Here is a 14,264-nt window from a genome sequence, read left to right on the forward strand (position 1 = left end):
GTGATATGGCGATCGTTGTCAACAAACCCCTCCCTGAATTTGAAGCCAACGCAACCGGTGGTATCAAGGTCTCCAACACCTCCCACCTTGGCCAAATTCTGGTTCTCTACTTCTATCCCAAGGACAACACGCCGGGCTGCACCACGGAGGCCATGCAGTTTCGCGACAAGTACAAGGATTTCGTGAAAGCTGGCGCAGCCGTGTTCGGTGTCTCGCGCGACAACATGAAGTCGCACGACGACTTCAAGGAAAAGCTGGAACTGCCGTTCGAGCTGATTGCCGACACCGAAGAAAAGATGTGCCACATGTTCGGTGTGGTCAAGAACAAGATCATGTACGGCAAGARGGTCAAGGGCATCGAGCGCAGCACCTTCCTGATCGGCCCCGATGGCCTGTTGGTGCAAGAGTGGCGCGGCCTCAAGGTACCAGGCCATGTGGACGAAGTCCTCAAGACCGTCAAATCCCTCAAGGCCCTGAAAAAGGCCGCCTGAGCGGACAACCTGATCGCATCAGCGCTGCTGCGACCGTTGCAATCCACCAAAGGGCACTGGAGCATCCACGCGACACACCACCCGTTTTGCCCTGGCAAGACACATGGAGTGGGCATAATGGATCAATGCCCCTGGTTCTTGCACCGTTAGCACCCATCCAAAAAGCCGCCTTGGCCTCCAGGCGGCTTTTTGCTTTCTGACCCCATCCGTTATCCCTTTACCGACCGAGGCCCTGCCACCATGCCCCTGCCCCCCGCCCCCAGCCGGCGCGCTGCACTCCTCGCGCCAGAAGCCTTTGAAGTCACGGCCCGCCCCCGCGTAGCCACCACCTCGGCCAACGAAGCCGTTGCCATGCCTCAGCGCGCCGCTGCAGCCCCAGCCCGCGCGGGACGCAAGGCAGACAGTGTGGCCTCGTCGCTGGCAGCGCCTGACACCGCTCCACTGCTACAGATCGAGACCCGAACCCGGACAGCCGCCCCCTCTGCCGCTCCCGTGGCTCGCAGCACTGGCACGCGCAAGGCGCGCGGTACCGCCACTCCTCCTGCCGTCACCGCCAGCCCCGCGCCAGCCACCGCAACCACCACACGCAGCCGCAAGTCCGCATCGCACGGCCCGACCAAGCTCTTCGTGCTGGACACCAAYGTGCTSCTGCAYGACCCGAYSWGCCTGTTCCGCTTYGARGAGCACGACATCTTCCTGCCGATGATCGTGCTGGARGAAYTGGACGGCCACAAGAAGGGCAYSACSGAAGTSGCSCGYAACGGCCGCCARRCCAGCCGCACCCTGGATGCGCTGGCTGCCGCCCAGGGCGCCGACATGGCCAAGGGCCTCAAGCTCGACTCCACCGGCCAGCGCGCCGCGGGCGGCCACCTGTTCTTCCAGACCGTACCGCTGGATTACAGCCTGCCCACCAGCCTGCCCCCCGGCAAGGCCGACAACCAGATCCTGGGCGTGGTCGAAGCCCTGCGCAAGCTGCACGCCCCGCGCGAGGTGGTGCTGGTRTCCAARGACATCAACATGCGCGTCAAGGCGCGCGCCCTGGGCCTGRMTGCCGASGACTACCAGAACGACAAGACGCTGGAAGACGGCGACCTGCTSTACGCCGGCGTGCTGGCCCTGCCCCCCGACTTCTGGGCCAAGAGCGGCAAGAACGTAGAAAGCTGGCAGAGCGGCGCCCACACCTACTACCGCATCGGCGGGCCCATCGTGCCGCAGCTGATGATCAACCAGTTTGTGTACTTCGAGGCCCCCGGCGAGCCCAGCCTGTTTGCGCGCGTGAGCGAGATCCGTGAAAAGACTGCGGTGCTGCAGACGCTCAAGGACTATGGCTCCACCAAGAATGCTGTGTGGGGCGTGACCACGCGCAACCGCGAGCAGAACTACGCCATGAATCTGCTCATGGACCCCGAGATCGACTTCGTGACCCTGACCGGCACTGCAGGCACCGGCAAGACCCTGCTGGCCCTGGCCGCGGGCCTCACTCAGGTGTTGGACGACCGCCGCTACACCGAGATCATCATGACCCGCGCCACCGTGAGCGTGGGCGAGGACATCGGCTTCCTGCCCGGCACCGAAGAAGAGAAGATGGGCCCCTGGATGGGCGCACTGGATGACAACCTGGAGTTTTTGGCCAAGGGCGATGGCGGCAACGCAGGAGAGTGGGGCCGCGCGGCCACCAACGAGCTGATCCGCAGCCGCATCAAGATCAAGAGCATGAACTTCATGCGCGGGCGCACCTTCCTGAACAAGTACGTGATCATCGACGAGGCGCAGAACCTGACGCCCAAGCAGATGAAGACACTGATCACCCGCGCAGGCCCCGGCACCAAGATCATCTGCATGGGCAACCTKGCGCAGATCGATACACCSTACCTGACCGAAGGCTCCTCCGGCCTGACGTATGCGGTAGACCGCTTCAAGGGCTGGCCACACAGCGGGCACATCACCCTGGCGCGGGGCGAACGCTCACGCCTGGCGGACTTCGCCAGCGAGGTGCTCTGAGTTGGCGGCAGGCTGGGTTGCAGCACTGAAGCTGGTGCCCTGGGGCGACGTCATCGTGGCGACGCCCCAGATCCTGCAGGCGGCCAAGAAGCTGCTGGGCACCACCCAAAAAGGGAATGCCGAAGCGGCGACGGGTGCACTCGATGGTGCCGCTGGCGAGACCGCCATTCCGGCGGCCTTGCAGCTTCAGCATCTGCGTGACCGCGTGGCGCAATTGGAGCGGGAGCAGCAGGAGTCCGCCATGCTGATCCAGTCCCTGGCCGAACAGCACGCCCAGGTGGTGCAAGCGGTGGAAGTGCAGCGCCGACGCCAGCAATGGTTCACCGTGGCGGTAAGCATGCTGGCAGTGGCATGCGCAGGTTTGCTGGCGTGGGTACTAACTCAATAGTGCAATAGCGATACCGCGCATGCCGGGAGCCTGGAACCACGGGCACTGTACGGCATGGCACCAGAACTTGTTCGCTATAAATTCAATAGCTGCCAGCGCTTATAAAATAGGCGCTAGCAGCTATTTTTATTAGAAATCGTCGCCTGAACCCATCGCCAGGTTCTCAAAGCGCGTCTGGTTCTTCTGGAAGAACAGCTTCACCGTTCCGGTGGGGCCGTTCCGCTGTTTGCCGATGATGACCTCGGCCACGYTGGGCTCCTTGGAGTCCTTGTYGTAGTAGTCGTCGCGGTAGATGAACATGATGATGTCCGCGTCCTGCTCGATGGCGCCSGATTCGCGCAGGTCGSWCATCATGGGRCGCTTGTCGGTACGCTGCTCCACCGAGCGGTTGAGCTGAGACAGCGCGATCACCGGGCATTGCAGCTCCTTGGCCAGCATCTTGAGGCCCCGGGAAATTTCGCCCAGCTCCGTCGCCCGGTTGTCCGATCCCGACGAACCCGAGCCGCTCATGAGCTGCAAGTAGTCCACCACGATCAGGCCCAGCTTGCCGCACTGGCGCGCCAGACGGCGCGCGTTGGCACGCAGCTCGCTGGGCGTGAGGCCCGGGGTTTCGTCGATGTGCAGCGACACCGTGCGCAGCTTTTCGATGGCTTCGGTCAGGCGCGGCCATTCATCGTCGGTGAGCTTGCCGGTGCGCAGGTTGCCCTGGTTCACCCGGCCGATCGAGCCCACAATACGCACCGCCAATTGAGCTGCGCCCATTTCCATCGAGAAGATGGCAACCGGCAAGCCCTCGTTGAGCGCCACGTGCTCAGCAATGTTCACCGCGAACGAGGTTTTGCCCATGGACGGGCGTGCTGCCAGCACCACCATGTCGCCCGCCTGCAAGCCACTGGTCATGCGGTCCAGGTCGGCAAAGCCGGTGGGGACGCCCGTGACGTCCACAGGGTTGTCAGCCATCTCCTGCACGCGGTCGAGCAGGTCAATCACCAGCGTGTCGAGCGACTGGAAGCCCTGCTTGGTGCGCGAACCCTCTTCGCCAATGGCAAAGATCTTGGCCTCGGCTTCGTCCAGGATGCGTTCCACCGTTTTACCCTGGGGGTTGAACGCGTTGGTCGAAATTTCGTCGCTGGCCGTGACCAGCTTGCGCAGGATGGCGCGTTCACGGACGATTTCGGCATAGCGCCGAATATTGCTGGCACTGGGTACGTATTGCGCCAGATTGTTCAGATAGGCCAGCCCGCCCATCTCCTGCGCCTTGCCCTGGTTCTGCAGGTGCTCGAACACTGTGATCACGTCGGCTGGCTTGCTGGCATTGATCAGCGCACCAATGGCTGTGTAGATCATTTGGTGCTCGTGGCGATAGAAATGGCTTTCTACCAGCAGGTCGCCCACGCGGTCCCAGGCGTTGTTGTCCAGCAGCAGACCACCCAGCACACTGGACTCCGCCTCGATGGAGTGCGGTGGCACACGCAGCTGGGCAATTTCACGGTCCGGCACGGGCGTGAATCCATCATCAAGGGGTGGGAAAACGGCAGACATGGAATCCTTGGAGCTAACCCGGCATGCTATCGCCCACGCGGCGTGTCGTCATGGCACAAGTCTGTGGATAAGGCGGGGGTAACCCGTGGGCAACCGTGTAAAAACTACGGTCACACAAAGACAAAAGCCGCCCAAGGGCGGCTTTTTTGAGAGGTCCTGACGGACGATCAGGCGGTTTCGCCGTAGACCGACACGTTGACTTCCACGACCACGTCGGTGTGCAGMGCAACGCTCACAGCGCTGTCGCTCACGACCTTGATCGGGCCGTTGGGCAGGCGGATTTGCGACTTGGCAACCTTGTAGCCTTGCTTATTCAGCTCTTCGGCGATGTCATGGTTGGTCACGGACCCAAACAGACGGCCATCCACGCCAGCCTTTTGTGTCAGCTTGACAGTGGTACCGGCCAGCTTTTCACCTTGGGCCTGGGCTTCTGCCAGCTTGGCAGCAGCGGCCTTTTCGAGTTCAGCGCGCTTGGCTTCGAACTCTGCCTTGGCAGCTTCGGTGGCGCGACGTGCGCGGCCAGCGGGAATCAGAAAGTTGCGGGCGTAGCCGTCTTTGACCTTGACGATTTCACCGAGGTTGCCGAGGTTCACAACCTTGTCGAGCAGGATGATTTGCATGGGTTGTGCTCCTTAGATCTTGTGCTGGTCGCTGTAAGGCACCAGGGCCAGGAAGCGTGCGCGCTTGATGGCAGTGTTCAGCTGACGCTGGAAGATGGCGCGCGTGCCGGTCAGGCGTGCGGGGATGATCTTGCCGTTTTCGGCGATGAAATCGCGCAGCGTATCGACATCCTTGTAGTCGATTTCTTCAACACCGGTCACCGTGAAGCGGCAAAAGCGCTTGCGCTTGAACAGCAGGGACTGGGTGTTGCGCTTTGGGCGCTTGTCTTTGTTGAACTTCTTGAACGTGGCCATTGCGGACCCCTTGAAAATTAATTTTGTTGAATATCCTGGATGTGCAGCACTGCAGTCTTGCCATTGCGCGGTGTGGCCAGAAATCCATGAAAAGTCCAGAGACTTCCGATGTTTTGCCTTGCCAGTCGCTCAGCCATCGCTCCAAATGCGGTGGCTTTCATGGCGGCCTTGACTTCGCGGGGGTGGCCTGCTTCGGTTTGCTGGGACTCGTGTTCGAGGCGCAGCGTGAGGGCAGGCAGTCCGGCGGGCGTGTATCGCAGGGGCTCAGCCTCTGCGATACAGGCGGTCAAGACGACGCGGTTCTCCACTCCAAAGAGAGAAGAGGATCAGCGCTCGCCGGCCGCTGCGTATTCAGCTTGGCTGGCCTTGCGGGCTTCTTCGCGCTCGACGGTCTTCATCATGGAGGAAGGACCGGTTTCAGCCTTCTTCTTTTGCACGGTCAGGTGGCGCAGCACGGCGTCGTTGAACTTGAAGGCGTGCTCCAGTTCAGCCATCACAGCCTGGTCGGCTTCGATGTTCACGCACAGGTAGTGGGCCTTGGCCAGCTTGTTGATCAGGTACGCCAGTTGACGACGGCCCCAGTCTTCCACGCGGTGCACCTTGCCACCGCCAGCGGTGATCATGCCCTTGTAGCGCTCCAGCATGGCTGGAACTTGTTCGCTTTGATCCGGATGGATCAACAAAATGATTTCGTAATGACGCATGCAGACTCCTTTTGGGTGAGACCACCCACCGCGTCTAGAAGTGGTGTGGCAAGGGAAAGCCTGCGATTATAACCCGACCGCTTGCGCTTGTACACTCTGCAGACCCGCTGCCGCATCGTCCACCCCCCATTTGTCCAGCCATGGAGGGTGCGACCCTTGCAAAAACGGCGGTTGGGCCGACATGCCTTAGAACCACTTGCGCCAACCCGGGGCCGTCACAACGACAAATCCCTGGCGCAGACCTTGATATTCCCCGACAAGCCCCCAAGTACCGCGCGTACTGCTTTTTTACCTCTTCAAATCCTGACATGTCAGACCACAGCCAAACCAACCCCGCCCCAAGCGCCCCCGCCCCCGAAGAAGTCGAAGCCGCCATGGCCGCCCACGCCTCCGATGAGCTGGCACGCCTGCAGGGCGAGCTGGCAGAGCTGAAAGCCAAAAGTGCCGATCTGGCGGACCAGTTCCTGCGCGCCAAGGCCGAGGCGGAGAACGCCCGCCGCCGTGCTGAGGAGGAAGTGTCCAAGGCCCGCAAGTTCGGCATCGAGAGTTTTGCCGAGAGCCTGCTGCCCGTGGCTGACAGCCTGGACGCGGCCCTGGCCATCAAGGAGGCCACGCCCCAGCAGCTGCGCGAAGGCGCCGACGCCACCTTGCGCCAGTTGACGTCTGCGCTGGAGCGCAACAAGGTGGTGGCCATCAACCCCGCCGCAGGCGCCAAGTTCGACCCCCACCAGCACCAGGCCATCAGCGTGGTGCCCGCGGAGCAAGAAGCCAATACGGTGGTGGCTGTGCTGCAAAAGGGCTACGTGATCGCGGAGCGCGTGTTGCGCCCGGCCTTGGTCACCGTGACTGCGCCCAAGTGAGCCTCAAAAAAATCGACCTGGAAGACTTGAAGCAAACCAAGTTATCCACAAGTTACTAGCCATCCAAACCATTCAAGCATTCGGAGAAAAATCATGGGAAGAATCATCGGCATYGACCTSGGCACCACCAACWGSTGCGTKTCSATCATGGARGGCAACACSACCCGYGTGATYGARAACWSSGAAGGTGCRCGCACCACGCCSTCSATCGTGGCCTACCAGGAAGACGGCGARRTSCTSGTMGGYGCCTCGGCCAAGCGCCAGGCCGTGACCAAYCCCAAGAACACGCTGTACGCSRTCAAGCGCCTGATCGGCCGCAAGTTCRMSGARAARGAAGTSCARAAGGACATCGACCTGATGCCCTACAAGATCGTGGCTGCCGACAACGGCGACGCCTGGATCGAAGTGCGTGGCAACAAGCTGTCGGCCCAGCAGGTGTCCGCAGACATCCTGCGCAAGATGAAGAAAACGGCTGAAGACTACCTTGGCGAGCCCGTGACGGAAGCCGTCATCACCGTGCCCGCTTACTTCAACGACGCCCAGCGCCAAGCCACCAAGGACGCTGGCCGCATCGCTGGCCTTGATGTCAAGCGCATCATCAACGAGCCCACCGCTGCAGCCTTGGCCTTTGGCCTCGACAAGCAGGAAAAGGGCGACCGCAAGATTGCCGTGTATGACCTGGGTGGCGGCACGTTCGACGTGTCCATCATCGAAATCGCCGACGTGGATGGCGAAAAGCAGTTCGAAGTGCTGTCGACCAATGGTGACACCTTCCTGGGCGGCGAGGACTTCGACCAACGCATCATCGACTTCATCATCGGCGAGTTCAAGAAGGAACAAGGCGTGGACCTGTCCAAGGACGTCCTGGCCCTGCAACGCCTGAAGGAAGCCGCCGAAAAGGCCAAGATCGAGYTGTCGAATTCGGCAGCAACCGACATCAACCTGCCCTACATCACGGCCGACGCCTCGGGTCCSAAGCACCTGAACATCAAGCTSACSCGCKCCAAGCYSGAAMRMCTGGTSGAMGAGCTGRTCGAGCGCACCATCGCKCCYTGCCGCMTGGCGATCAAGGACGCGGGCGTGTCGGTGTCCGACATCCATGACGTGATTCTGGTCGGCGGCATGACCCGCATGCCCAAGGTGCAGGAGAAGGTCAAGGAATTCTTCGGCAAGGACCCCCGCAAGGATGTGAACCCYGAYGAAGCCGTGGCCGTSGGCGCCGCCATCCAGGGCCARGTGCTSTCGGGCGACCGCAAGGACGTRCTGCTGCTGGACGTGACCCCSCTGTCGCTGGGYATCGARACCMTGGGCGGYGTGATGACCAAGATGATCACSAAGAACACSACSATCCCGACGAAGTTCGCKCAGACCTTCTCSACSGCCGASGACAACCAGCCKGCCGTGACCATCAAGGTSTWCCAGGGCGAGCGCGARATSGCCWCSGGCAACAAGCTGCTGGGCGARTTCAACCTCGAAGGCATTCCACCCGCAGCCCGTGGTGTTCCGCAGATCGAAGTGTCGTTCGACATTGACGCCAACGGCATCTTGCACGTGGGCGCCAAGGACAAGGGCACCGGCAAGGAAAACAAGATCACCATCAAGGCSAACTCGGGCCTGTCGGAAGAMGARATCCAGAAGATGGTGAAGGACGCCGAGCTGAACGCTGCGGACGACAAGAAGAAGCTGGAACTGGTGCAGGCCCGCAACCAGGGTGAAGCCGCTGTGCACAGCGTCAACAAGAGCCTGGCCGAACACGGCGACAAGCTCGACGCAGGTGAAAAGGACGCGATCGCTGCAGCCGTGAAGGCCCTCGAAGAAGCCCTCAAGGGTGAAGACAAGGCCGCGATTGACGAAAAGACGACCGCGCTGATGGCCGCCAGCCAGAAGCTGGGCGAGAAGATGTACGCCGAATCGCAGGCAGCGCAAGCCGCCCAGGCGGCCGGTGGTGCAGACGCCGCAGGCGCATCGGCCGGTGCAGCCAACAAGCCCGCAGACGACGACAACGTCGTTGATGCCGAGGTGAAGGAAGTCAAGAAGGGCTGAACGAGCCCCCGTTGACCCGAGCCGCCGCGCAATGCTCGTCAGGGGCTGCGCGGCGTTCCTGTTCCAACCGGGTTCTGAATCACTATGTCCAAACGAGACTTTTACGAAATCCTGGGCGTTCCGAAGAACGCCTCGGACGAAGAAATCAAAAAGGCCTATCGCAAGCTGGCGATGAAGCACCATCCTGACCGCAATCAGGGGGACGCAGCCAAGCCTGCCGAGGAAAAGTTCAAAGAGGCCAAAGAGGCCTACGAGATGCTCTCGGACCCCCAAAAGCGTGCGGCCTATGACCAGTATGGCCATGCGGGGGTAGACCCCAACATGCGCGGCCCCGGTGGCGCGGGAGCAGAAGGATTTGGCGGTTTTGCGGAAGCCTTCGGCGACATCTTTGGCGACATGTTCGGCCAACAAGGCGGGCGCGGGCGCGGCGCCGGTGGACGCCAGGTCTACCGTGGCAGTGACCTCAGCTATGCCATGGAGATCACGCTCGAAGAAGCAGCTCGCGGCAAAGACGCGCAGATTCGCATCCCGTCCTGGGACACCTGCGACACCTGCCATGGCAGCGGAGCCAAACCCGGCACCAGCGCCAAGACCTGCGGCACCTGCCAAGGCGCGGGCACCGTGCAAATGCGCCAGGGCTTCTTCAGCGTGCAACAGACCTGCCCCCACTGCCGTGGCACGGGCAAGATCATTCCCGAGCCTTGCACCACCTGCCATGGCCAAGGGAAGCTCAAGAAGCAGAAGACGCTGGAAGTGAAGATCCCTGCCGGCATCGACGATGGCATGCGCATCCGCTCCACCGGCAACGGCGAGCCGGGCACCAACGGCGGCCCGCCAGGCGACCTGTACATCGAGATCCGACTGAAGAAACACGACATCTTCGAGCGCGACGGTGACGACCTGCACTGCCAGGTACCGGTGAGCTTCATCACAGCGGCGCTGGGTGGCGAGATCGAGGTGCCCACCCTGCAGGGCAAGGCGGCCATCGACATCCCCGAAGGCACCCAGGCCGGCAAGCAGTTCCGCCTGCGCGGCAAGGGCATCAAGGGTGTGCGCGCCAGCTACCCAGGTGACCTGTACTGCCACATCGCGGTCGAGACACCCGTCAAGCTCACCGAACACCAGCGCAAGCTGCTGCGCGAGCTGGAAGACTCCCTCAAGAAGGGCGGCGCACGCCATTCGCCCAGCGGCGAGAGCTGGACGGACCGGCTGAAGAACTTCTTCAGCTGATCACGCGCGGGTTTCCCGCCAAAAACCGCCTGCAGCCCCAAGGCCGCAGGCGGTTTTTTCTTGATGCAAGGCAAGAAACCCCCTGGCAACGTCCGCATGCGCAGTCCGACCAGTAGGATGGTCATCATCGATGATCACCCGGGAGTCTGGACACATGAACGTCAACATCACTTTCCTGGGCGGCTCCGGCACCGTCACCGGCTCCAAGTATCTGGTGCGTTACAACGGCAAGAGCCTGCTGGTCGATTGCGGCCTGTTCCAGGGCTACAAGCAGTTGCGCCTGCGCAATTGGCAGCGCCTGCCCGTCACGCCGCACCAGATCGACGCCGTGGTGCTGACCCATGCCCACCTGGACCACAGCGGTTACCTGCCGCTGCTGGCGCGCGACGGCTACACCCACGCCATCCACTGCACCCCGGGCACACGTGACCTGTGCACCATCCTGCTGCCCGACAGCGGGCACCTGCAGGAGGAGGACGCCGCCTTCCTCAACCGCCACCAGCTCAGCAGCCACAGCCCCGCCCTGCCCCTGTATACCCGGCTCGACGCGCTGCACTGCCTCAAACAATTCCAGATCCATGCCTTCCATAAGGCGTTCGAGCCCCTGCCCGGCTGGCGCGTGACGTTTTCGCCCGCAGGCCACATCCTGGGTGCGGCCAGCGTGCTGCTGGAGGTGGGCGGCAGGCGAATCCTGTTCTCTGGCGACCTGGGCCGGCCGGACGACTTGCTGATGAATCCACCGGACGCCCCGCCCCAGGCGGACACCGTGCTCATCGAATCCACCTATGGCGACCGGGAGCACCCGCCCGAAGGTCTGCTCAACGAACTGGGCCCCGCCCTACAGCGCCTGGCCGCACGCGGGGGCATCGCCGTGGTGCCCGTCTTCGCCGTGGGCCGTGCACAGGCCGTGCTGCACGCCATCGGGTTGCTCAAGGCACAGGGTGTGGTGCCAGCATCGCTCAAGGTATTCCTCGACAGCCCCATGGCCGTGAGCACCACCGGACTGTTCCAGCACCACATGCAGGAACACCGCCTGAGCGGCCGCGAGGTGCAGGCGTTAGAGCATGGCGCCACCATGGTCCAGACACCCGAGCAATCCAAAGGACTGGCCAAACTGCATGGTCCCATGGTCATCCTGTCAGCCAGTGGCATGGCTACCGGGGGCCGCGTGCTGCACCACCTGGCACTGCACGCTGGCGATCACCGCAACATGATCATTCTGACCGGGCACCAGGCGCCGGGCACACGCGGCGCGCGGCTGGCTGAGGGCGAAAAGGCCATCCGCATTCACGGCCAGGACGTGGCCGTGCGCGCCGAAGTGGTCAAGTTGTCTTCCGCATCGGCCCACGCCGACGGCAACCAGCTCATCGCCTGGCTGCGGAGCATGGGGCACGCGCCCGACCAGGTGTATGTGGTGCATGGCGAAATGGGCGCCGCCGACCTACTGCGCCAGCGCATTGAACACGAATTGCGCTGGCGGGCCTCAGTGCCAGAGCACGGCAGCACCTGCGCGGCCTGAGCCTCGGTCTCTTTCTGCACTCCGGGAGAGCCGCTCTCGCGCAGAAGGGCATCGCAGTCATCGCGTATCGCGATGACAAACTATCAACAATGGGGAGAAAATGTGAAACCTTCTCTTTTTGAGAAGTCAAAACCCCATGAAAAGCTCCGAGCGCAGTTTTGCGCGCCGTATTGACCTCACCTCGCTGCAATTGTTTGTGGCGGTGTGCGAGCTGGGCAGCATCGGCCGCGCCGCCGAGCGCGAATTCATTGCAGCATCGGCGGTCAGCAAGCGCCTGTCGGACCTGGAAACGGCTGTAGACACCGCCCTGCTCTACCGCCACAGCCGGGGTGTGACGCTCACGCCCGCCGGCGAGAGCCYGCTGCACCATGCGCGCACCGTGCTGTTTGGCCTGGAGCGCATGCAGGGCGAACTGAGTGAATATGCCGACGGCGTTCGCGGCCATGTCCGCATGCACGCCAACATCTCGGCCATCTTCCAGTTTCTGCCCGAAGACCTGGGCGCCTTCGCGCGCGAGCACAGCCAGATCAAGATCGACCTGCAGGAGCACCTCTCCAGCGATGTGCTGCACGCCGTGCAAGAGGGAGCCGCCGACCTGGGCATCTGCAACATCGGCATGGCGAACGGGGGCGGAGCCCTGGAGCTGCAGAGCAGGCCCTACCGTGCCGACAATTTGGTGCTGGTTGTGCCCCGAGTGCATGATTTATCTGCTCTGGATGCTATCAATTTTGAAGAAGTCCTGGACTGGGACATTGTGGGCCTGCACGCCAACAGCAGCATCAGCCTGGCCATGCGCGCGGCCGCTGCCGCAGCCGGGCGCCCCCTGCGCCAGCGCATCCAGGTGACGGGGCTGGACGCCATGTGCCGCATGATCGACAACGGCCTGGGCGTGGGCCTGCTGCCCGACCGGGCGTTTGCGCTGATGCGCGGCGTGGGCAACCTGCAAGCCATCCCGCTGACCGATGCCTGGGCCCACCGCGAACTGCGCGTAGTAGCCCGCGACTTTGACGCCCTGCCCGTCACCGCGCGTTTGCTGGTGGAACACCTCTCACCCCGGGCAGAACCCGCCCCGGCGCACCCGGCCCCCGACACTAAAATCCAATCACCCACCTGAAAGCAGAAAGAAAGCCACGCCATGGGACGCACCCTGTACGACAAGATCTGGGACGAGCATGTCGTCCACACCGAAGAGGACGGCACCTCCATCCTCTACATCGACCGCCATCTGGTGCATGAAGTCACCAGCCCTCAGGCATTCGAAGGTCTGCGCGAAGCGGGCCGCAAGGTCTGGCGCATGAGTTCCATCGTGGCCACGGCCGACCACAACACGCCCACCACGGGCTGGGAAAACGGCTACGACGGCATCACCGATCCGATCAGCAAGGAACAGATCACCACGCTGAACGACAACATCGCGCAGATCACACCCGCCGCGTTCTTCCCGTTCATGCACAAGCGCCAGGGCATCGTGCACGTCATTGGCCCTGAAAACGGTGCCACCCTGCCCGGCATGACCGTGGTCTGCGGCGACAGCCACACCAGCACCCACGGCGCGTTTGGCGCACTGGCCCACGGCATCGGCACCTCTGAGGTCGAGCACGTGATGGCCACGCAGACCCTGCTGGCCAAAAAGGCCAAGAACATGCTGGTGCAGGTCGATGGCACGCTGGCCAAAGGCGTGACCCCCAAGGACGTGGTGCTGGCCATCATCGGCAAGATCGGCACGGCCGGCGGCACGGGCTACACCATTGAATTTGCAGGTTCTGTCTTCCGCGCGATGAGCATGGAAGGCCGCATGACCGTGTGCAACATGGCCATCGAAGGTGGTGCTCGCGCGGGTCTGGTGGCGGTGGACGACAAGACCATTGAATACGTCAAGGGCCGCCCCCTGTCGCCCACGGGCGTGGAATGGGACCAGGCCGTTGCGTACTGGAGGACGCTGCACTCCGACGCCGACGCAAAGTTCGACACCGTGGTCAAGCTTGATGCGGCCGACATCGTGCCGCAGGTCACCTGGGGCACCAGCCCCGAGATGGTGCTGGGCGTGGACGCCCGCGTGCCCGACCCGGACAAGGAAAAGGACACCAACAAGCGTGGCGCCATCGAGCGCGCGCTGACCTACATGGGCCTGCAGCCCGGCAAGCCGATCAATGACATCACCATCGACAAGGTGTTCATCGGCAGCTGCACCAACAGCCGCATCGAAGACATGCGCGAAGCCGCCGCCGTGGTGAAGAACCTGGGCCGCAAGGTGGCCAGCAATGTGAAGCTGGCCATGGTGGTGCCCGGCTCGGGGCTGGTCAAAGAGCAGGCCGAGCGCGAGGGCCTGGACAAGATTTTTGTGGCCGCAGGCTTCGAGTGGCGCGAGCCCGGTTGCAGCATGTGCCTGGCCATGAACGCCGACCGGCTGGAGCCCGGCGAACGCTGCGCCTCCACCAGCAACCGCAACTTTGAAGGCCGCCAGGGTGCTGGCGGCCGCACGCACCTGGTGAGCCCGGCCATGGCCGCMGCSGCTGCSGTGCACGGCCACTTTGTGGACATCCGCCAGTTCACCTGAGCTGATCATTCATCC

The 14,264-nt window shown here is 62.8% G+C and carries 14 protein-coding genes; 9 read left to right on the forward strand and 5 right to left on the reverse strand.

The annotated features are described in order from the left end of the window. The first annotated feature begins 5 nt into the window (after positions 1–5). From AC04MI_RS08450 to AC04MI_RS08460, 3 genes are all read left to right on the forward strand, one after another. The gene (locus AC04MI_RS08450; protein WP_476497615.1) at positions 6–491 is read left to right on the forward strand and encodes a peroxiredoxin; all 486 of its coding nucleotides are present in this window, start codon (positions 6–8) and stop codon (positions 489–491) included. A gap of 240 nt (positions 492–731) precedes the next feature. Next, a complete protein-coding gene (locus AC04MI_RS08455) occupies positions 732–2,492 on the forward strand; it encodes a PhoH family protein (RefSeq protein ID WP_476497596.1) in 1,761 nt (586 codons plus the stop codon). A gap of 1 nt (position 2,493) precedes the next feature. Then, positions 2,494–2,880, forward strand: a complete 387-nt coding sequence (locus AC04MI_RS08460; protein ID WP_436077980.1) for a hypothetical protein — start codon at positions 2,494–2,496, stop codon at positions 2,878–2,880. A gap of 129 nt (positions 2,881–3,009) precedes the next feature. Here the strand turns inward: AC04MI_RS08460 and dnaB are convergent, their stop codons facing one another. From dnaB to rpsF, 5 genes are all read right to left on the reverse strand, one after another. Further along, entirely contained in the window at positions 3,010–4,422 is a 1,413-nt protein-coding gene (gene dnaB / locus AC04MI_RS08465; RefSeq protein WP_476497598.1) for a replicative DNA helicase, read from the reverse strand. A 167-nt stretch (positions 4,423–4,589) separates the two neighbouring features. After that, on the reverse strand, positions 4,590–5,042 hold the full coding sequence (rplI, locus tag AC04MI_RS08470; RefSeq protein WP_015013247.1) for a 50S ribosomal protein L9: 453 nt from the start codon (positions 5,040–5,042) through the stop codon (positions 4,590–4,592). Positions 5,043–5,054: 12 nt separating this feature from the next. Further along, positions 5,055–5,336 carry a 30S ribosomal protein S18 gene (gene rpsR / locus AC04MI_RS08475; protein ID WP_005795932.1) on the reverse strand — a complete coding sequence of 94 codons (282 nt, stop codon included), beginning with the start codon at positions 5,334–5,336 and terminating at the stop codon, positions 5,055–5,057. Between the two features lie 17 nt (positions 5,337–5,353). Continuing rightward, entirely contained in the window at positions 5,354–5,644 is a 291-nt protein-coding gene (gene priB, locus AC04MI_RS08480; protein ID WP_056061479.1) for a primosomal replication protein N, read from the reverse strand. An 18-nt stretch (positions 5,645–5,662) separates the two neighbouring features. Next, positions 5,663–6,040 (reverse strand): 30S ribosomal protein S6, encoded by a 378-nt coding sequence (gene rpsF / locus AC04MI_RS08485; protein WP_015013245.1) that lies wholly within the window; start codon positions 6,038–6,040, stop codon positions 5,663–5,665. A 308-nt stretch (positions 6,041–6,348) separates the two neighbouring features. Between rpsF and grpE the strand changes: the two genes are divergently transcribed. The 6 genes from grpE to leuC all read left to right on the forward strand — a co-directional run bounded on the left by grpE (position 6,349) and on the right by leuC (position 14,249). Next, complete coding sequence (grpE, locus tag AC04MI_RS08490) at positions 6,349–6,900, forward strand: nucleotide exchange factor GrpE (RefSeq protein WP_056061476.1); 552 nt, start codon at positions 6,349–6,351, stop codon at positions 6,898–6,900. Positions 6,901–6,993: 93 nt separating this feature from the next. Next, positions 6,994–8,943, forward strand: a complete 1,950-nt coding sequence (dnaK, locus tag AC04MI_RS08495) for a molecular chaperone DnaK (RefSeq protein ID WP_476497600.1) — start codon at positions 6,994–6,996, stop codon at positions 8,941–8,943. An 84-nt stretch (positions 8,944–9,027) separates the two neighbouring features. Continuing rightward, the gene (gene dnaJ, locus AC04MI_RS08500) at positions 9,028–10,173 is read left to right on the forward strand and encodes a molecular chaperone DnaJ (RefSeq protein WP_056061470.1); all 1,146 of its coding nucleotides are present in this window, start codon (positions 9,028–9,030) and stop codon (positions 10,171–10,173) included. 154 nt (positions 10,174–10,327) lie between these two features. After that, the gene (locus AC04MI_RS08505; protein WP_436077981.1) at positions 10,328–11,692 is read left to right on the forward strand and encodes an MBL fold metallo-hydrolase; all 1,365 of its coding nucleotides are present in this window, start codon (positions 10,328–10,330) and stop codon (positions 11,690–11,692) included. 136 nt (positions 11,693–11,828) lie between these two features. Continuing rightward, positions 11,829–12,806, forward strand: a complete 978-nt coding sequence (locus tag AC04MI_RS08510; RefSeq protein WP_476497602.1) for a LysR family transcriptional regulator — start codon at positions 11,829–11,831, stop codon at positions 12,804–12,806. 21 nt (positions 12,807–12,827) lie between these two features. After that, positions 12,828–14,249: a 3-isopropylmalate dehydratase large subunit gene (gene leuC / locus AC04MI_RS08515; protein WP_056061462.1), complete on the forward strand. Its 1,422-nt coding sequence runs from the start codon at positions 12,828–12,830 to the stop codon at positions 14,247–14,249. The last annotated feature ends 15 nt before the right edge of the window (positions 14,250–14,264 follow it).

Source organism: Acidovorax sp. LjRoot204 (assembly GCF_056175785.1).

Excerpts from the sequence above, each read along its gene's own strand:
- dnaJ (WP_056061470.1), top strand. The coding sequence starts at position 9,028 with ATGTCCAAACGAGACTTTTACGAAATCCTGGGCGTTCCGAAGAACGCC.
- rpsR (WP_005795932.1), bottom strand. The coding sequence starts at position 5,336 with ATGGCCACGTTCAAGAAGTTCAACAAAGACAAGCGCCCAAAGCGCAAC.
- AC04MI_RS08505 (WP_436077981.1), top strand. The coding sequence starts at position 10,328 with ATGAACGTCAACATCACTTTCCTGGGCGGCTCCGGCACCGTCACCGGC.
- rpsF (WP_015013245.1), bottom strand. The coding sequence starts at position 6,040 with ATGCGTCATTACGAAATCATTTTGTTGATCCATCCGGATCAAAGCGAA.
- grpE (WP_056061476.1), top strand. The coding sequence starts at position 6,349 with ATGTCAGACCACAGCCAAACCAACCCCGCCCCAAGCGCCCCCGCCCCC.